Source organism: Bradyrhizobium sp. 141 (assembly GCF_023074055.1).
Lineage (GTDB): Bacteria > Pseudomonadota > Alphaproteobacteria > Rhizobiales > Xanthobacteraceae > Bradyrhizobium.
On the sequence record NZ_JADPKR010000039.1, the window covers coordinates 99,785 to 118,963 of the forward strand.

Annotated in this window: 17 protein-coding genes and 1 pseudogene; 12 read left to right on the forward strand and 6 right to left on the reverse strand. The window is 65.0% G+C overall.

Annotated elements, in window-relative coordinates:
* Positions 1-49: 49 nt before the first annotated feature.
* Entirely contained in the window at positions 50-1,162 is a 1,113-nt protein-coding gene (gene leuB, locus IVA81_RS11950) for a 3-isopropylmalate dehydrogenase (RefSeq protein WP_247316602.1), read from the reverse strand.
* Positions 1,163-1,391: 229 nt separating this feature from the next.
* Between leuB and IVA81_RS11955 the strand changes: the two genes are divergently transcribed.
* Positions 1,392-2,594, forward strand: a complete 1,203-nt coding sequence (locus IVA81_RS11955; RefSeq protein WP_247316603.1) for a YbfB/YjiJ family MFS transporter — start codon at positions 1,392-1,394, stop codon at positions 2,592-2,594.
* A 99-nt stretch (positions 2,595-2,693) separates the two neighbouring features.
* On the opposite strand, the gene IVA81_RS11960 is transcribed toward IVA81_RS11955, so the two are convergent.
* The 4 genes from IVA81_RS11960 to IVA81_RS11975 form a co-directional block, all read right to left on the reverse strand.
* Positions 2,694-3,476 (reverse strand): molybdopterin-binding protein, encoded by a 783-nt coding sequence (locus IVA81_RS11960; protein WP_247316604.1) that lies wholly within the window; start codon positions 3,474-3,476, stop codon positions 2,694-2,696.
* A 10-nt stretch (positions 3,477-3,486) separates the two neighbouring features.
* The gene (locus IVA81_RS11965; protein ID WP_247316605.1) at positions 3,487-4,116 is read right to left on the reverse strand and encodes a cytochrome b/b6 domain-containing protein; all 630 of its coding nucleotides are present in this window, start codon (positions 4,114-4,116) and stop codon (positions 3,487-3,489) included.
* Positions 4,117-4,295: 179 nt separating this feature from the next.
* Positions 4,296-4,850: a fasciclin domain-containing protein gene (locus IVA81_RS11970; protein WP_247316606.1), complete on the reverse strand. Its 555-nt coding sequence runs from the start codon at positions 4,848-4,850 to the stop codon at positions 4,296-4,298.
* A 324-nt stretch (positions 4,851-5,174) separates the two neighbouring features.
* Positions 5,175-5,936 carry an SDR family NAD(P)-dependent oxidoreductase gene (locus IVA81_RS11975; protein WP_247316607.1) on the reverse strand — a complete coding sequence of 254 codons (762 nt, stop codon included), beginning with the start codon at positions 5,934-5,936 and terminating at the stop codon, positions 5,175-5,177.
* Positions 5,937-6,051: 115 nt separating this feature from the next.
* On the opposite strand from IVA81_RS11975, the gene IVA81_RS11980 reads away from it, so the two are divergent.
* A complete protein-coding gene (locus IVA81_RS11980; RefSeq protein WP_247316608.1) occupies positions 6,052-7,581 on the forward strand; it encodes a malonyl-CoA synthase in 1,530 nt (509 codons plus the stop codon).
* 118 nt (positions 7,582-7,699) lie between these two features.
* Here IVA81_RS11980 and IVA81_RS11985 read toward each other — a convergent pair whose 3' ends face one another.
* A complete protein-coding gene (locus IVA81_RS11985; RefSeq protein WP_247316620.1) occupies positions 7,700-8,560 on the reverse strand; it encodes a sulfite exporter TauE/SafE family protein in 861 nt (286 codons plus the stop codon).
* A 501-nt stretch (positions 8,561-9,061) separates the two neighbouring features.
* On the opposite strand from IVA81_RS11985, the gene sdhC reads away from it, so the two are divergent.
* The 10 genes and pseudogenes from sdhC to IVA81_RS12035 all read left to right on the forward strand — a co-directional run.
* On the forward strand, positions 9,062-9,460 hold the full coding sequence (sdhC, locus tag IVA81_RS11990; RefSeq protein WP_247006393.1) for a succinate dehydrogenase, cytochrome b556 subunit: 399 nt from the start codon (positions 9,062-9,064) through the stop codon (positions 9,458-9,460).
* The gene (gene sdhD, locus IVA81_RS11995; RefSeq protein WP_247316609.1) at positions 9,457-9,861 is read left to right on the forward strand and encodes a succinate dehydrogenase, hydrophobic membrane anchor protein; all 405 of its coding nucleotides are present in this window, start codon (positions 9,457-9,459) and stop codon (positions 9,859-9,861) included. The genes sdhC and sdhD overlap by 4 nt, the downstream gene beginning before the upstream one ends.
* A 3-nt stretch (positions 9,862-9,864) precedes the next feature.
* Entirely contained in the window at positions 9,865-11,700 is a 1,836-nt protein-coding gene (gene sdhA / locus IVA81_RS12000; RefSeq protein ID WP_247316610.1) for a succinate dehydrogenase flavoprotein subunit, read from the forward strand.
* A gap of 24 nt (positions 11,701-11,724) precedes the next feature.
* Positions 11,725-12,507, forward strand: a complete 783-nt coding sequence (locus IVA81_RS12005; RefSeq protein ID WP_247316611.1) for a succinate dehydrogenase iron-sulfur subunit — start codon at positions 11,725-11,727, stop codon at positions 12,505-12,507.
* A gap of 205 nt (positions 12,508-12,712) precedes the next feature.
* The gene (locus IVA81_RS12010) at positions 12,713-14,866 is read left to right on the forward strand and encodes a hybrid sensor histidine kinase/response regulator (protein WP_247316612.1); all 2,154 of its coding nucleotides are present in this window, start codon (positions 12,713-12,715) and stop codon (positions 14,864-14,866) included.
* Between the two features lie 53 nt (positions 14,867-14,919).
* A complete protein-coding gene (locus tag IVA81_RS12015) occupies positions 14,920-16,875 on the forward strand; it encodes an ABC transporter ATP-binding protein/permease (RefSeq protein ID WP_247316613.1) in 1,956 nt (651 codons plus the stop codon).
* A gap of 114 nt (positions 16,876-16,989) precedes the next feature.
* Positions 16,990-17,814: an FkbM family methyltransferase gene (locus IVA81_RS12020; protein ID WP_247316614.1), complete on the forward strand. Its 825-nt coding sequence runs from the start codon at positions 16,990-16,992 to the stop codon at positions 17,812-17,814.
* A gap of 25 nt (positions 17,815-17,839) precedes the next feature.
* Complete coding sequence (locus IVA81_RS12025; protein ID WP_247316615.1) at positions 17,840-18,226, forward strand: VOC family protein; 387 nt, start codon at positions 17,840-17,842, stop codon at positions 18,224-18,226.
* A gap of 81 nt (positions 18,227-18,307) precedes the next feature.
* Entirely contained in the window at positions 18,308-18,550 is a 243-nt protein-coding gene (locus IVA81_RS12030; RefSeq protein WP_247316616.1) for a hypothetical protein, read from the forward strand.
* Between the two features lie 185 nt (positions 18,551-18,735).
* Positions 18,736-19,179: pseudogene (locus IVA81_RS12035) on the forward strand (OmpA family protein); the annotation flags it as partial.

The window sequence follows — 19,179 nt, forward strand, 5'->3', positions numbered from 1 at the left end:
GTGGTGGGCACGCTTGCGCTTTGCCCACCCTACGATTTCGGTGCAAGCCTTACGCGTGCAGCTTCTGCAATTCCTTCAGGATCGCCTCGCCCATCTGCGTGGTCGAGACGGCCGTGGTGCCCTCCGACTTGATGTCGGCGGTGCGCAGGCCGCTGGCGAGCACCGCGGCGATCGCGGCGTCGACCTTGTCGGCCAGCGCGCCCATGTCGAAGGAATAGCGCAGCGCCATGCCGAAGGACGAGATCATCGCGATGGGATTGGCAAGGCCTTGGCCTGCGATATCAGGCGCCGAGCCGTGCACGGGCTCATACAGCGCCTTGCGCTTCTTGCTCTTGACGTCGACCTCGCCGAGCGAGGCCGAGGGCAGCATGCCGAGCGATCCCGTCAGCATCGCCGCGATGTCGGACAGCATGTCGCCGAACAGATTGTCGGTGACGATGACGTCGAACTGCTTCGGCCATTTCACCAGCATCATGCCGCCGGAATCGGCGAGCTGGTGTTCGAGCGTGACATCAGGATATTCGCGCTTGTGGACCTGGGTCATGACCTCGTTCCAGAGCACGCCCGACTTCATGACGTTGCGCTTCTCCATCGACGTCACCTTGTTCTTGCGCTTCCTGGCAAGCTCGAAGGCGACGCGGCCGATGCGCTCGATCTCGTAGGTGTCGTAGACCTGGGTATCAACGGCGCGCTTCTGGCCGTTGCCGAGATCGGTGATGGTCTTGGGCTCGCCGAAATAGACGCCGCCGGTGAGCTCGCGCACGATCATGATATCGAGGCCCTCGACCGCCTCGCGCTTCAGGCTCGAGGCCTCGGCCAGCGCTGGGTAGCACATTGCGGGACGCAGGTTCGCGAACAAAGCGAGATCCTTGCGCAGGCGCAGCAGGCCGGCTTCGGGGCGCACCTCGTAAGGAACCGCATCCCACTTCGGGCCGCCGACCGCGCCGAAGATGATGGCGTCGGCGGCCAGCGCCTTGGCCATGTCGCCCTCGGAGATCGACACCTTGTGCGCGTCATAGGCGGAGCCGCCGACAAGGCCGGTATCCGTCTCGAACTTGGCGATCCCGGCCGAATTGAGCCAGTCGATCAGCCGCTTCACCTCGCCCATCACCTCGGGGCCGATACCGTCGCCGGGAAGCAGCAGCAGTTTGTGGGTCGCCATGGTCGTCCTTCCTCCGTTTCGTCATGGCCGGGCTTGTCCCGGCCATCCACGTCCTTGCTTGCTGCGCGAAGAACGTGGATGCCCGGCACCAGGCCGGGCATGACGGCATCTCGTGAATTTCGGCCGGAGTGCTAGAGCGGCGTTGCGCGCTTGGCAAGACACCATTGCCGCCGCGCGGCTGTGCAAGGCGGGCGGGGCCTGCCACACTGCGATACGCCGGAGTAACCCCTTGCACGCCCCTGACCGCCCCCCGCTACAGGCGCATCCCGCGCGGCTGATCCTGACCCTGTCGCTGGCGGCGACGGTCGGGCTCGGCATCGGCCGCTTTGCCTATGCCTTGGTGCTACCGGACATGCGGGAGGACCTCGGCTGGTCCTACTCGGCGGCCGGATTTATGAACACCATCAATGCCGTCGGCTATCTCGTGGGCGCGCTCGTGGCGTCCCGCCTGATCCAGCGCGTCGGCTGGGCGGCGGCCATCCGCTTGGGAACTGTGGCCTGCGTCGCCGCACTCGCCACCTGCGCGCTGACGGGGAATTTCGTCGCGCTGAGCCTGGCACGCCTGGTGCTGGGTCTCGGCGCGGCAGCCGGCTTCGTCGCCGGCGGCGCGCTGGCTGCGACCATCGCGCAGTCGCAGCCCACACGGGCCAATTTCCTGCTCAGCCTGTTCTATGCCGGACCCGGCATCGGGATTCTGTCCTCGGGGCTGATCGCCCCGTTCACGCTGCAATATTTCGGGCCGGGCTCGTGGTGGATCGTCTGGTGGGCGCTGACGCTGCTGTCCGTCGCGATGACGATCCCGCTGTTCCTGATCCGCATCGAGAGCAGCGTCCGCTTCTCCGAAGGCAGCCACGCCGCGTTCGCGATTGCCCCCGTGCTGATCTATCTCGCCGGCTACTTCCTGTTCGGCGCCGGCTACATCGCCTACATGACCTTCATGATCGCCTATGTCCGCGACGGCGGTGGCGGGGCCGCTGCGCAGGCGGCGTTCTGGAGCCTGATCGGACTTTCCGCCTTCGTGACGCCCTGGGCCTGGCGCGGCGTTCTGGCGCTCGACCGCGGCGGGCTTGCCACCGCGATCATCCTCGGCACCAACGCGCTGGGTGCGGCCCTGCCGATGCTCGGACATTCGCCGGCGTGGCTCGCTGTCTCGGCCATCGTGTTCGGTGTCGCCTTCTTCGCCGTGGTCGGCTCGACCACCGCCTTCGTGCGCTTCAACTATCCGCCGGAGGTGTGGCCGACCGCGATCGCGGCGATGACGATCTCGTTCGGCGTCGGCCAGACCCTCGGCCCGATCGTGGTCGGCGCGATCACAGATGCGCTGGGGAGCTTGAGCTACGCGCTGAATGTGTCGGCGGCGCTGCTGGCGCTGGGAGCGGTGGCGGCGCTGTGTCAGCGCAAGGTGGGGCCGGCCAAGCAATCGGTGCCGTAGGATGGGCAAAGCCGCGTAGCGCCGTGCCCACCATCACCGCCGCGGCGGATACAGTGTTGGTGGGCACGCTTCGCTTTGCCCACCCTACGGCAGCGTGCATCAGCTCCCGCTGAACGAATTATACCCCTGGTCTTCCCAATAGCCGCCCTTGTAGTCGTTGGTGACTTCCATCGAGATCACGTATTTCGGGTTCTTGAAGCCGAGCTTGGTCGGCACGCGGATCTTCATCGGGAAGCCGTAGGCACGCGGCAGGATTTCGTTCGCGTATTTGAACGTCATCTGGGTCTGCGGATGCAGCGCGCTGCGCATGTCCAAAGGCGAGTTGTAGCCGTCCTTGTCGGCGCACTGGAACCAGACGTATTTCGCGCGCGTGTCGGCGCCGATCAGTTTTAGGAAATCGCGCAAGGGCGCGCCGGTCCAGCTGCCGATCGCGCTCCAGCCTTCGACGCAGATATGACGCGTGATTTGCGTGACCTGCGGCAACTTGTAGAGCTCGTCCAGCGTCCACGACTTCTTGTTGTCGACGAGACCGCGGACCTCGAGCTTCCAGTCGGCGCCGTCGACATCGGGCGCGTCGTCGAGATCGTAATAGGCGTTGAACGGGAACGGTTTTGTGATCGCGCTTTCGGGGAAGGTCGGCGCCAGCGCGTCGGGATTGAAGATGAAGGCCTGCACCGCGTCGTTGAATTTCGAGACCTGTTTCAGCATCTCCTCGGCCGAGGAGGAGTCGACGACGTCGCAGCCGGTGAGCAGGGACAGCGCACCCAGACTGGCGCCGCCCGCGATGAAGCGGCGGCGGGTGACGTCAGGCATCGTCTTGATGGAGTCCTTGATCAGGAGCCGCTTGTCGACGCCGGGGATCAGGAATGAACGCTTCGCCATGGTGTCCTCCTCAGCGACCGATGATCATGGCGCGCAGGCTCTTCGGCACGAGCAGCGCGAGCAGGACGTGGACGACGAGGAATGCGCAGATCGCAGCCATGCAGAAGAAGTGCACATAGCGCGCGGTCGGATAATCGCCGAACAGTGCGACCAGGTAATAGAGCTGCACCGGCTTCCACATGCCGAGCCCCGTGAGCACGATCAGCACGCCGACCACGATGATGCCGGCATAGAGCAGGCGCTGCACGTAGTTGTAAACGGTGAGATCGTCATGGCCGAGCTTGAACGTCAGCGCCGCCCTGACGTCGTGGAGCACGCCTGCCGGGGTGATCGGGAACAGCTTCTTAGCGAAGCGGCCGGTGGCGAAACCAGTGATGAGATAGGCGAGGCCGTTGATCATCAAGAGCCACATCGCCGCGAAATGCCAGAGCAGGCCGCCGCCGAGCCAGCCACCCAGCGTGTACTCGCGCGGAAAACTGAAGCCGAACAGCGGCGAAGCGTTGTAGATCTGCCAGCCCGACAGGATCATCAGGATCATGGCAAGCGCGTTGACCCAGTGCATGATCCGCACCCATACCGGCTGGATCACTTTGGCCGGATTGGCCCTGACCTGCTCGTCGGAGACTGTGAGGCTCGCCATGCTGGTTCCGTCCTGAACGTCGTTGATAACAATTATACGCCGATGCTCCGGCTTTCGTTACGCCCTGTCCGGCATCGAATCGATACCGCGAGGCTATCGTGGTCACAAAAAAGCGAGCCGGGCACCCCCGGCTCGCCGTCTCGAAGCATCCTGTCGGGATGAAACAGGATCGCGTGGTGTTACGTCGCCGGCATCAGCACGGTGTCGATCACGTGGATGACGCCGTTCGACTGGTTGACGTTGGAGATCGTCACCATCGAGGTGCCGCCCTTGGCATCGACGATCCAGGTCTTGCCGTCCATCTTCTTGACCGTCAGTTCCTCGCCCTCGGCGGTCTTCAGCTTCTTGCCCTCGGTGAGGTCGGAGGCTTCGAGCTTACCGGGCACGACATGGTAGGTGAGGATCTTGGTCAGCGTAGCCTTGTTCTCGGGCTTGACCAGATTGTCGACGGTGCCGGCCGGCAGCTTGCCGAAGGCGGCGTTGGTCGGCGCGAACACCGTGAACGGACCCTTGCTTTCCAGCGTCGGGACCAGGCCCGCCGCCTTCACCGCCGCGACCAGCGTGGTGTGGTCCTTCGAATTGACCGCGTTCTGGACGATGTTCTTGGACGGGAACATCGCGGCGCCGCCGACCATGACGGTCTTTTCCTCGGCGCGAACGGGCGCGACGACGGTCGCGGTGATGGCCAGGGCGCTGAAGGCGGCGGCGGCAAGATAGGCAATGCGCTTCGACATGGAGAGTCTCCCGATTGAATGTAACCGGCGATGGCCGGTGTTGAGTTGGGCAACAACGGCGGCTGCGACAGTTGAAGGTGATGCAGCAGTGCCGTCGTTGGACCGAACTACGAGAGGGTTCGCCGTGCGGTTTCGGGGAAAAATTCTTTGTGATGCGTGAAACTATGGGGCGCCGTGTCCGTGTGATGCGGGCGAGCGCGCGCGACACACTCCGCTGTCGTAGGGTGGGCAAAGGCACGAAGCGCCGTGCCCACCGTCTTTCCGTGATTGAGGATGCGTGGTGGGCACGCTTCGCTTTGCCCACCCTACGGCAGTGTGCCCGCACTAATCCCTGTTGTGCGGCGTCTGAATAAACCCGCGATTGTGCGTCGGGCTGATCAGCACTTCGTTGATGCAGACGCGCGCCGGCATGCTCGCAATGAACGCGATGGTGCGTCCCAAATCTTCGGATTGCAGCATCCTGGCCTGCTCCTCATCGCTCGGCACCACCGGGCGCAGCTTCAGGATCGGCGTCGCCACCTCGCCCGGCATCAGGCAGCAGGCGCGCAGGCCGTTGACGCATTCGTCCATGTTGAAGGAATGGGTCAGCGCCAGCACTGCATGCTTGGTCGTGGTGTAGGCCGGGCCCGGCATCTTCGAAACGTGGCGGCCGGCCCAGGACGAGACGTTGATGATCGCGCCGTCCTGCTGCTGGCGCATCGTCGGCAGCACCGCGCGCATGCAATAGAGCACGCCGTTGAGATTGACCTGGACCAACTTGTCCCAGCCTTCCAGTTCCATGTCCTTCCAGCTGCGCTTGGGGACATTGATGCCGGCATTGTTGACCAGCAGGTCGATACGGCCGTGCTTTGCGACGATCTGATCGGCGGCCTTCTGGGCTGCGATGGCGTTGGATACATCCAGCGCAATGGCCTCGGCGGCCCCACCGGCCTTGGTGATCTTCGCAACCACGGTATCCAGGGCATCCTTCCGCCGGCCGGACACCACCACCGTCCAGCCGTCGGCCGCAAGCGCCTCCGCGCCGGCCTCCCCGATCCCGCTGCCGCCGCCCGTGACCCAGGCCACGCGTTTCCCGTTTTTGGTCATGCAAACTGTCTCCGTTGCTTCATCGGGGCGGTTTTTGCTAATCCAGCCCTCGGTTTTGACCAGCCTTGTCTAACAAGCCTTGTTGTACAAGCCCCTGCGGTCGAGGAAATCTTGCATGAACCCAGCTGCCAACGCCAACCTGTTTTCCCGCCTGTTCGACGGCCTGGACGATCCCAAACGCGTCGCGATCGAGGCGCATGACGGCGCCCATATCAGCTATGGCGATTTGATCGCGCGGGCGGGGCAAACGGCGAATGTGCTGGTCGCGCGCGGCGTGAAGCCGGGCGACCGGGTCGCGGTGCAGGTCGAAAAGTCGGTCGCCAACATCGTGTTGTATCTCGCCACGGTGCGGGCCGGCGCGGTCTATTTGCCGCTCAACACGGCCTACACGCTGAACGAGCTCGATTACTTCATCGGCGATGCCGAGCCGTCGCTTGTGGTCTGCGATCCCTCGAAGGCGGAAGGGCTCGCCCCGATCGCTGCCAAGGTAAAGGCCAAGGTCGAGACGCTTGGGCCTGACGGCAAAGGCTCGCTGACGGACGCCGCCGAAAAGGCCAGCAGCGAGTTCGCGACCGTGGCGCGGGCGAACGACGATCTCGCCGCGATCCTCTATACGTCCGGCACCACAGGCCGTTCCAAGGGCGCGATGCTGACCCACGACAATCTCGCGTCGAACTCGCTCTCGCTCGTCGGCTACTGGCGCTTCACCGACAAGGACGTCTTGATCCACGCGCTGCCGATCTATCATACGCATGGCCTGTTCGTTGCGACCAACGTGACGTTGTTCGCACGTGCCTCGATGATTTTCCTGCCGAAGCTCGATCCGGACCTGATCATCAAGCTGATGGCGCGCGCCACCGTGCTGATGGGCGTGCCGACCTTCTACACGCGGCTTCTGCAAAATTCCGCACTGTCGCGCGACACCACAAAACACATGCGGCTGTTCATCTCGGGCTCGGCGCCGCTGCTGGCCGAGACCCACCGCGAATGGTCGGCGCGCACGGGGCACGCGGTGCTCGAGCGCTACGGCATGACCGAAACCAACATGAACACGTCGAACCCCTATGACGGCGAGCGCGTGCCCGGTGCGGTCGGCTTTCCGCTGCCCGGCGTCGCCGTGCGCGTGACCGAGCCCGAGACGGGCAAAGAGCTGCCGCGCGACGACATCGGCATGATCGAGGTGAAGGGGCCGAACGTCTTCAAGGGCTACTGGCGCATGCCGGAGAAGACCAAGGCCGAATTCCGCGACGACGGCTTCTTCATCACCGGCGATCTCGGCAAGATCGACGCCAAGGGCTACGTCCACATCCTCGGCCGCGGCAAGGATCTCGTCATCTCCGGCGGCTTCAACGTCTATCCCAAGGAGATCGAGAGCGAGATCGACGCCATGCCAGGCGTGATCGAATCCGCCGTGATCGGCGTGCCCCATGCCGATTTCGGCGAGGGCGTCACCGCCGTCCTGGTCTGCAACAAGGGCGCGGACGTCACCGAAACCGCGGTGCTGAAGGCGCTCGACGGCCGTCTCGCGAAATTCAAGATGCCCAAGCGGGTCTTCGTCGTCGACGAGCTGCCGCGCAACACCATGGGCAAGGTGCAGAAGAACGTGCTGCGGGATATGTACAAGGATATTTACGCGAAGAAGTGAGGGGCCCCGTTCTCTCGCCGTCATTGCGAGGAGCCCTTGCGACGAAGCAATCCAGAATCTTTCCGCGGAGGCAGCCTGGATTGCTTCGCTGCGCTCGCAATGACGGAGCTTGCGGCGACTACTGCCCGCCCACCAAACTCATCACGAACCTGCTGCCGACAATAAACAGATAGCACCCGAACGCCATTTCCAGCGTCCGCTTCGACATCGCATGCGCGGCTTTCACCCCCAGCGGCGCCGTCACGAGGCTCATCGGCATCACCAGCACGGCGCCGATCAGCGAGACGTAGCCGAGCGCGAACGGGATTTGCAGCGCTGCGACCGCCGGGTAAGTCGCCGCCGCCGGCCAGCCGGCATAGATGTAGCCGAGCGCGCCGGGGATCGAGATCAGCACCGCCAGCGCCGACGAAGTCGCGACCGCCTGGTGAATCGGGCGGCCGTAGAACGTCATCAGCAGGTTCGAGAACAGGCCGCCGCCGATGCCCATCAAGGTCGAGAGGATGCCGACGCAGAAGCCGTAGGCGCGCATCAACAATCCCTTCGGCATGTCGCCACCGAGCTTCCAGGTCTCGCGCGCGAAGATCAGCCGGGCCGCAGCGGCGTAGGCGACACAGACGAAGACGATCTTGAACAGCCGCTCCGGCGCGTAGCGTGCCACCACGCTGCCGGCGATGACGCCAATGACGATCGGCAGCCACCATAGCCGGAGGATCGCCATGTCGACCGCGCCGCGCCGGTAATGCGCCTGAAACGAGCGAAGCGAGGTCGGGATGATGATGGCAAGCGAGGTGCCGATGCAGAGCGGCATCCGCACCTCCAGGGGCACGCCAACGATGCGGAAACATTCGTAGAGCACCGGCACCAGAATCGCGCCGCCGCCGATGCCGAACACGCCGGCCAGAAATCCCGAAAGCGCGCCCGTTGCGATCAGCAACAGCGCGAGCTCGATGATCTCCTTGATTTCAAGACCTGCAATCACCCGGCCTGCCCCGGCAGCACCTCCGTAAGGTCCGATTCGGCTGCAGGTCCAGCTGTAGGAGATCTGCCTTGCCGGGTCGACACGCCGCGCCGACCGTCTTGGGTGGGATGCAGGCTGCGCATATCCGCCGCCACACGGAAAATCGGTGCGCATGGTGGAATTGGCTATGGCATTGGGGTTGGCCCAGACCGTTTCCGACGTCATGAACCCACTGGCTCGAACGACGTATGAGCGCGCTCGATTGGAGGCGTTCCAATAGTAATTTCAATGTGCCTCGATGATCCCGAAGAGATGAACACATATTCAATTATTGGCTGGCGGACCGAGGCTCTGGTATACCAAGCCCCTGATTGGCCTTGTTTCATCAAGGCTCTAGAGCTGAACCCGCGTTCGGTTTATGGCGAATTGGTGATTGCGCCGGCGAAATCGACTCCGTAAATAGAGCCGACCTTTCCGATCCCCGCGCGCCCCCTGCTGGGCCGCCATACAACATCAAAGCCCATGACCGCACGGATCGAACGACCGCTCTCGCCACACATGCAAGTGTACCGCTGGACGCTGACGATGGCCCTGTCCATCGTCCATCGCGCCACCGGTATCGCCCTTTATGTCGGAACCCTGCTGCTGGTCTGGTGGCTGGTTGCCGCGGCCTCCGGCCCGGCCGCCTATGCCCACGTCCAGGCCTTTGCCGGCAGCATCATCGGCCGGCTGATCGTGTTCGGCTACACCTGGGCGCTGATGCACCATATGCTGAGCGGCATCCGGCATTTCATCTGGGATCTCGGCTACGGCTTCAAGGCCAATGAGCGGGAAGCACTGACCTGGGGCGCGCTGATCGGCGGCATCGCGTTGACGGTGCTGGTCTGGATCATCGCCTATGCGATCGGAGGCGGACGATGAGCGGGACCGATACGCCCAAGCGCAGCATGCGCACCCCGCTCGGCCGCGTCCGCAATCTCGGCGCGGCGCATTCCGGCACGTCCGATTTCTGGCGCCAGCGCATCACCGGCGTCGCCATGACGCTGCTGATGATCCCGGGGCTGGTGATCATCATGATGCTGCTCGGTCGCAACCAAGTCTACGCTGCGCAGACCCTGAGCTCCATTCCCGTCGCGGTGATCCTGCTCCTCTTCATCTTCGCCAGCGCCTGGCACATGAAGATCGGCATGCAGGTCGTGATCGAGGACTACGTCCATAACGAGAAGCTGAAGCTCACCGCGGTCATGCTCAACAACTTCTTCTCGATCGCCGTGGCACTCGCCTCGACCTACGCGATCCTCAAACTTTCATCCGGAGTGTAACCCATGGCCAACGAGACGAATGGCAAGGGCAACGGCGCTCCCGCCACCAACGGCAAGGCCTACCCGATCGAAGACCACACCTATGACGTCGTCGTCGTCGGCGCCGGCGGCGCCGGCCTGCGCGCCGTGGTCGGCTGCGGCGAGGCGGGTCTTCGTACCGCCTGCATCACGAAAGTGTTTCCGACCCGCTCGCACACGGTCGCGGCGCAGGGCGGCATCTCCGCTTCGCTCGGCAACATGCACAAGGACGACTGGCGCTGGCACATGTACGACACCGTGAAGGGGTCGGACTGGCTCGGCGACCAGGACGCGATCGAATACATGGTGCGCAACGCGCCCGAGGCGGTCTACGAGCTCGAGCATTGGGGCGTGCCGTTCTCGCGCACCGAGGACGGCAAGATCTACCAGCGCCCGTTCGGCGGCATGACCATGGATTACGGCAAGGGCCAGGCGCAGCGCACCTGCGCCGCCGCCGACCGCACCGGCCACGCCATGCTGCACACGATGTATGGCCAGTCGCTGCGCCACGCGGCCGAGTTCTTCATCGAGTTCTTCGCCATCGACCTGATCATGGACGACCAGGGCACCTGCCGCGGCGTCATCGCGCTCAAGCTCGATGACGGCACGCTGCACCGCTTCCGCGCCCAGACCGTGATCCTGGCGACCGGCGGCTACGGCCGCGCCTATGCCTCGTGCACCTCGGCGCACACCTGCACCGGCGACGGCGGCGGCATGGTGCTGCGCGCCGGCCTGCCGATGCAGGACATGGAGTTCGTGCAGTTCCACCCGACCGGCATCTACGGCTCGGGCTGTCTCGTCACCGAAGGCGCGCGCGGCGAAGGCGGCTATCTCGTCAACGCCGAAGGCGAGCGCTTCATGGAGCGGTATGCGCCGTCGGCCAAGGACCTCGCCTCGCGCGACGTCGTCTCGCGCGCGATGACCATCGAGATCCGCGAAGGACGCGGCGTCGGCAAGAAGAAGGACCACATCTTCCTGCACCTCGATCATCTCGATCCCGCGGTGCTGGCCGAGCGCCTGCCGGGCATCTCCGAATCCGCAAAAATCTTCGCCAATGTCGACGTGACGCGCGAGCCGATCCCGATCGTGCCGACCGTGCACTATAACATGGGCGGCATCCCCACGAACTATCACGGCGAAGTCCTGACCAAGAAGGACGGCGACGACAACGCGATCATCCCCGGCCTGATGGCGATCGGCGAAGCCGCCTGCGTCTCCGTGCACGGCGCCAACCGCCTCGGCTCCAACTCGCTGATCGACCTCGTCGTGTTCGGCCGCGCCGCGGCGCTCCGCCTCGCCGAGAAGCTCACGCCGAACGCCAAGCAGCCCGAGCTGCCGGCGAACTCGTCCGAGCTCGCGCTCGGCCGCCTCGACCATTACCGCTACGCCTCCGGCGGCACGCCGACCGCAAAACTGCGCGAAGGCATGCAGCACGTGATGCAAAGCAATTGCGCGGTGTTCCGCACCGGCGAAGTCCTGAGCGAAGGCCAGAACCTGATCGAGAAGGTCCACAGCGGCATCACCGACATCGCCGTGTCCGACCGCTCGCTGGTGTGGAATTCCGATCTCGTCGAGACGCTGGAATTCGACAATCTGATCTCGCAGGCGGTGGTGACGATGAACTCGGCCGCCAACCGCACCGAGAGCCGCGGCGCCCATGCGCGCGAGGACTTCTCCGAGCGTGACGACAAGAACTGGATGAAGCACACGCTGGCCTGGCTGGACGACGCCGGCAAGGTCAAGATCGAGTACCGCCCGGTTCACGACTACACCATGACCAACGACGTGCAGTACATCCCGCCCAAAGCGCGCGTGTATTGATCGAACAGCGAAGGCCCTATCGAAATGGTTGAATTCGCACTTCCGAAGAACTCCAAGATTTCCGGCGGCAAGACCTGGCCGAAGCCCGCGGGCGCGGCCGAGGTTCGCGAGTTTCGCGTCTATCGCTGGAATCCGGACGACGGCAAGAATCCGAGTGTCGACACCTATTACGTCGACACCAACGATTGTGGTCCGATGGTGCTGGACGGCCTGATCTGGATCAAGAACCACATCGACCCGTCGCTGACCTTCCGCCGCTCCTGCCGCGAAGGCGTCTGCGGCTCCTGCGCGATGAACATCGACGGCCAGAATACGCTCGCCTGCACCCGCTCGATGCACGACGTCAAGGACGGCGCGGTCAAGATCAATCCGCTGCCGCACCAGCCGGTGGTGAAGGACCTCGTTCCTGATCTCACCAACTTCTACGCGCAATATGCGTCCGTCGAGCCGTGGCTGAAGACGACCTCGCCGACGCCGCAAAAGGAATGGCGCCAGACCCACGAGGACCGCGAGAAGCTCGACGGCCTCTACGAGTGCATCCTGTGCGCCTGCTGCTCGACCTCCTGCCCGAGCTATTGGTGGAACAGCGACCGCTATCTCGGCCCCGCCGCCCTGCTCCAGGCCAACCGTTGGGTGTCCGATTCGCGGGATGAAGCGACCGGCGAGCGGCTCGACAATCTCGAGGACCCGTTCCGGCTGTACCGCTGCCACACCATCATGAACTGCGCCAAGGCCTGCCCGAAGGGACTGAACCCCGCGGAAGCCATCGCCGAGCTCAAGCTCAAGATGGTCGAACGGCAGATCTGAGACGAAGTCATGCTTTGCGTCCCGGCCAGACCGGCCGGGACATTCTGGGATCGCAGTCAATTCGAGTAGAATTTTCCAGTTCGAGGAGAATTTTCCCCGACCCGCTGTACGCGCAAATTTCCAGATCGCAACCATCGGTTCCAGCATAAGCTGCTTCCTTCCCCGCGCCTGATTCAGTTAAGCTCCCGTCAGGGACGGAGCGACTGTGCAGAGGGCGCAACGCAACTCGCTGAGACTGTTGCAGTGGATGATGGCGGCATCCCTGGCGCTGCCGATTGCTCTGTTCGCCATCGCCGCAACGATCTCCTACACATCGACCCGCGACATCGCCGACCGGGAGATCGAGCGCACGCTCGACGTCGTGCATGAGCACGCGCTCAAGGTGTTCGAGACCATCGATCGCAGCCTTGCCGAGCTCAATGAGGTGGTCCGCGGCCTTCCCGACGACACCATCCGCGCCCGCGAGCCGGCGCTGCACCGCCGCCTGAAGCGACTGACCGATTCGCTGCCACAGCTCAAATCAGCCTGGATCTTCGACGCGGACGGAAAAGCGCTGGTCAACAGCCTCGCCTCGCCGCCGCCGGAGCTGAGTTTTGCGGACCGCAATTACTTCTATGCCCATATCGACCAGAGCATCGGCACGTTCATCGGCACGGCCCTGACGCCCCGCCCGCCCTATCAGGGCGCGCGCTTTTTCGGGGTGAGCCGCCGCCGCGACTCCGACGACGGCAGCTTCATCGGGGTGATCCAGGCCTCGGTCCTCCCCGAATATTTCGACAGTTTCTATGCGCGCATCGGCTCGGATGCCGGCAGCTTCTTCGCGATGGGACGCAGTGACGGCGTGCTGCTTGCGCATTTCCCGCGGCTCGACCGCGACCTTCGGCTCGATCCGACCGGGCCGGTCGGCCGGGAAATCGCCGCGCGCCCCGAGCATGGCCTCATCACCGTCGCCTGGCCGTCGGACGGGATCGAGCGTCGCATCGGCTATCGACGCGTCTCGGAATACCCGATCTATGTCAGCGCCGGGCTCGAGACCTCGGCGATCCGCGCCCGCTGGTTCGCCACCATAGGCCAGCATCTGGTGTTCGGCATTCCCGCCACCGCACTTCTGTTTCTGTTGCTGGCGCTGGCCTTGCGGCGCACCCAGCACCTTCAGGCCGAAGCCGCAAAGCGGCGCGAGGCCGAGGAGGCCCTCAAGCATAGCCAGCGCCTGGAGGCGCTCGGACAGCTTACCGGCGGCGTCGCGCACGATTTCAACAATTTGCTGACGGTGATCCGCGCCTCGGTCGACCTGTTGAACCGGCCGCAACTGACGGAGGAGCGACGCCAGCGCTACATCACGGCCATTGCGGACGCCGTGGCCCGCGCGGCCAAGCTGACCTCGCAGCTGCTCGCCTTTGCCCGGCGCCAGACCCTGAAGCCGGAGGTTTTCGACGTCGGCGAACGGATGCAGGCGCTACACGACATGCTCGCGCCGCTGCTGGGGCCGGCCATCGAGATCGCCATGCGCCTGCCCGCGGAGCCCTGCCTCGTCCGTGCCGATGCCGGCCAGTTCGAGACGGCGCTGATCAACATGGCCACCAACGCGCGCGATGCCATGCAGGGCAAGGGCAGGATCACCTTCAAGGTCGAACCCGCGACGACCGTTCCGGACACGCTGGCCGGCGCATCGGGCAGCCAGATCCCGGGACACCATGGTTTCGTCAGCGTGACCGTCAGCGACACCGGCATCGGCATTCCCGCCGCCCGGCTCGGACGCATCTTCGAGCCGTTCTTCACCACCAAGCAGGTCGGCCACGGCACCGGCCTGGGCCTGTCCCAGGTGTTCGGCTTCGCACGGCAATCCGGCGGCGAGGTGACGGTCACGAGCGAAGTGGGACACGGCAGCACCTTCTCGCTCTATCTGCCGCGCATGGCGCCGGACCTGCTGCCGCAGCGGCAGGCGCCCAACACGGCGCCGGCGGTGGCCGGCAGCGGCATGTCGGTGCTGGTGGTCGAGGACAATATCGAGCTCGCCAATTTCGCCGCCGACGGTCTCACCGAGCTCGGCTACAGTATCACGCTGGTCGACAACGCCACCGACGCGCTCGCCGAGCTCGTCGTGGACGCCGATCGCTTCGACGTTGTGTTCTCGGACGTCGTCATGCCCGGGATGACCGGGCTCGATCTGGCGCAGGTCATCCGCGACCGAGGCATCGACGTGCCGATCGTGCTGACCACGGGCTACAGCCAGGCGCTGTCACAAGATGGCGTGGCCGGCTTCGATCTCGTGCAAAAGCCGTATTCGATCGAGGAATTGTCGCGCGTTCTGCATCGGGCGGCCCGGATCCGGCGCGTCCGGGACGGCGCCGCCGAGTGATCCGGCGATCGGAACCGAAGGGAACCGTTTGATTTCCTTTGCGTTGTTCGCTCATGCACAAGCGGGCCGCAAAACGCGAACAGGACAAGAAGCCGCCCATTGTCGAGATCGAAGGCGAGAACGGCGATGACGTGGCAGCGCCGCCCCCGGAGCTGCTGGAGCCCGATCCCGAACTGTCACCCGAGGAGGCCGAGCAGGTCCGCAAGGATTATCTGCTGACACGCTTCTGGATCAGCGCACGCGGCTTCTGGGGTCGCAAGGGCGACCGCCTCGCCTGGCCGCTCTCAATCGGCCTCGGCGTGCTGATCGTCCTGACCGTCGGCTTCCAATACGGCATCAATGTCTGGAATCGCGCGATCTTCGACGCCATCGAGAAGCGCGACGCGGCGAGCGTCTTCCATCTCACCGCAATGTTTTTCCCGCTCGCGATCGGCAGCATCGTGCTCGCCGTGGCGCAGGTGTTCGCGCGCATGGGCATCCAGCGGCGCTGGCGCGCCTGGCTCACGGCGAGCGTGCTGACGCGGTGGCTCGCCAACGGACGCTACTATCAGCTCAACCTCGTCGGCGGCGATCATCAGAATCCCGAATACCGCATCGCCGAGGATTTGCGCGTCGCAACCGACTCTCCTGTCGATTTCGTCGCCGGCGTGACGGCCGCGCTGCTGTCGGCTGCGACCTTCATCGTCGTGCTCTGGACCATCGGCGGCGCACTGACCGTGACGCTCGGCGGCTCCAGCATCACCATTCCCGGCTTCCTCGTGATCGCCGCGATGCTCTATGCCGCGATCGCCTCGGGCTCCATCCTGGTGATCGGCCGGCGCTTCGTGCAGGTGTCCGAGGACAAGAACCAGGCCGAGGCCGATTTCCGCTACACGCTGACCCGCGTGCGCGAGAACGGCGAGAGCATCGCGCTGCTCGGCGGCGAGGAGGAAGAGCGCGGCGGCATCGACCGCAACTTCACCAGCGTGCTGCGGCAATGGGCGCGGCTCGCCGGCCAGCATATGCGCACCACGCTGGTGTCGCAGGGATCGAGCCTCGTGGCGCCGGTGGTGCCGCTGCTGCTCTGCGCGCCAAAATTCCTCGACGGCAGCATGACGCTCGGGCAGGTGATGCAGGCGGCCTCCGCCTTCACCATCGTGCAGAGCGCGTTCGGCTGGCTGGTGGACAATTATCCGCGGCTCGCCGACTGGAACGCCTGCGCGCGCCGCACCGCCTCGCTGATGATGTCGCTCGACGGCCTCGAGCGCGCCGAGCAGGGCGACGGTCTCGGCCGCATCAAGCGCGGCGAGACCAGCAATGACGCCATGCTGGAGATGAAGGATCTCTCGGTCACGCTCGACGACGGCACCGCCGTGGTCGGCGAGACCGAAGTGGTGATCGTGCCAGGCGAACGGCTGCTGGTTGCCGGTGAATCCGGCACCGGCAAGAGCACGCTGGTGCGCGCCATCGCAGGCCTGTGGCCCTGGGGCGGCGGCAGCGTCAATTTTCATGCCGACCGGCGCTTGTTCATGCTGCCGCAGCGGCCCTACGTACCCTCCGGCTCGCTGCGCCGCGCGGTCGCCTATCCCGGCGCCGCCGACCACTGGACCGTGGACGAAATCGGCGAAGCCTTGCACAAGGTCGGCCTCGATCATCTCAAGGAGAAGATCGAGGAGGAGGCCCCCTGGGACCAGACGCTATCAGGCGGCGAGAAGCAACGCCTCGCCTTCGCGCGGCTGCTGCTGCACAGCCCCGACATCGTCGTGCTCGACGAGGCAACCTCGGCGCTCGACGAAAAGAGCCAGGACAAGATGATGAAGATGGTCACCGGCGAGCTGCCGAAGGCGACCATCGTCAGTGTGGCGCATCGTGCCGAATTGGAGGCCTTCCACAGCCGCAAGATCGTGCTGGAGCGCCGCAAGGGCGGCGCCAAGCTCGTCAGCGACATCGACCTGATCCCACGCAAGGGCAGGCGCAAGCTGCTCGGGCGATTCCTGCGCCAGCGGAAGGCGGCGAAGAAGGCGGCGTGAGGCGCGTAGCCCGGATGGAGCGCAGCGCAATCCGGGCTACATTCTTTTCCCACAACGTTGGAGTCCTCATCAAAACCGGCTATGCATGCGCCGCTTGCAACGAGGATCGCCTGCTTGACGACCGACAACACCCCTTCGTCCGCGCCGTTCGGCGCGTTTGCGCCCAATGCGGCGCAGGCTGCGGTGATCCGCCTTGCAACACGGTCGGGGCTGAAGCGCGGCGCATTCCGTCCGTGGATGTCGCGGCTGGTCAACCTGCTGCGCAGCGGTCCGCTCGACGTGCAATATCAGGGCGCCTCGTTCCGCTTCTATCACCAAGGCAGCGCGACCGAGCGCGGCGCGCTGTTCAATCCCGATTACAATCTCGACGAGCTCGACTTCCTGCGCCAGCACACCCCGATGGGTGGCGTGTTCGTCGACGTCGGCGCCAATGTCGGCACATTTGCGCTGGTGATGGCGCAACAGGTCGGCGCCACGGGCAAGGTGGTCGCGATCGAGCCGCACCCGATGACGTTTGCCCGGCTCTCCTTCAATCAAGCCGCATCGAAAGCGGCGCAGGTGCGCCTGGTGCAGGCGGCAGCCGGCGACAGCGACGGCGAGCTGATGATCGAGAGCGGCGGCGGCAATCTCGGTGCCACCCACGTCGTCACCGGCACGGCCAGCGCTGACGCGATCAAGGTGCCGTCGCTTCGCCTGACACGCATTCTCGACGAGGCCGGCGTCGGCCAAATCGATTCGCTCAAGATCGACGTCGAAGGTTTTGAGGACCGCGTGCTGATCGGCTTTTTCCGCGACGCGCCGCCATCGCTGTGGCCGCGCGCGGTGGTGATCGAGCACCTGTCACAAAACGAATGGCAGCAGGATTGTATCGCTGACATGGTCGCACGCGGCTTTACGATCGCGCGCAAGACGCGGAGCAATACGTTCCTGTCACGCTGACGAGAACGAACAATGGAGGCCAGCGATGATCGATCATTTGGGTTTTTCCGTCTCCGACTATGAGCGCGCCAAAGCGTTCTACACCACTGCGCTGGCGCCGCTCGGCTACGGTCTGATCATGGAAGTCACGGCGGAGCAGACCGGTCATGCTGCAGCCGCGGGTTTCGGCGCCGACGGCAAGCCGGATTTCTGGATCGGCGGCGAAGGCGCGATGAACAAGCCGGTGCACATCGCGATCGCGGCCAAGGACCGCGCCACGGTGGATGCCTTCTACAAGGCGGCGATCGCGGCCGGCGGCCGCGACAACGGTCCGCCCGGCATCCGCCCGCATTACCATCCGAACTACTACGGCGCCTTCGTGCTCGATCCCGACGGCCACAACATCGAGGCCGTCTGCCATACGCCGGAATAAGGCAGGCCGGCGCGATGCGATGCGGAACATTGGCGCGGCATTATCGTTGTTGTCCTCCGGACAACTATCTCGATGATGCCGATGCCGATCGAACCGCCCGAGATTCCGCCATCGACGCCCGGCACTCCCGTCGAGCCGCCGCCCGGAATTCCGCCAGGCAATCCGCAGCCTGAAATCACGCCGCCGGTGCGCGAGCCCGGCTCGCCACCACGGCCCGACGAATTACCGGGCCGTGTGCCTGAAGAGATTCCACCACGCGGGCCGAACGGACCACGCACACCAAGTCCTGCGACGGATGCAAATTCGCCGCGGGATTGCGCATGAGACGCTCATCACATGTGAGGCAATTGCAACCAGCGTCTGAATGCGCAATGAACGTCCCTGTAGTGGCGTGATTTCCGTGCAGAAATAAATCGGGCCGCGACCGCTTCGCCCGCCACAATCCGGCCTAACGCGTAGCTGTTCATCCCAACACTTCGTCAAAGAACCTTCCGGGGAAGTTCACCACCATGACCAATCTTCGTTTCGTGCTGCTTGCGACGACGGCTCTGACCGCGATGCAATTCGCAAGCTCCGCATCGCAAGCGCAAAGTGCGCCGCCGCTCGTGGTCGCGCAGGCCCAGCCTCAAGAGACGGGCCCTGACGGAAAACCGAAGCAGCCGCCGAAGGGGCCAGCGGCCGCGCCGCCTGCTGCGCCCGCGCGCCCGGCCGCACCGCCGCCCGCGGCTGCACCGCCCCATCCGCCCGCCGCGCCTCCGCCCGCAGCCGCACCGCCGCGCCCAGCGGCGCCGCCTCCGCCGCCACCTGCGGCCCGTCCGGCACCGCCGCCGCCCCCTCCGCCGCCCGCCGCTCCGAAGCAGCCTTCGCCGCCGCCGGCTGCGGGGCCGCATCCGGCGGCGGCGAAGGCTGCTTCGGAGCGGCGGGCGGCGGAGGTGGCGGCGGCGGTGAACAGT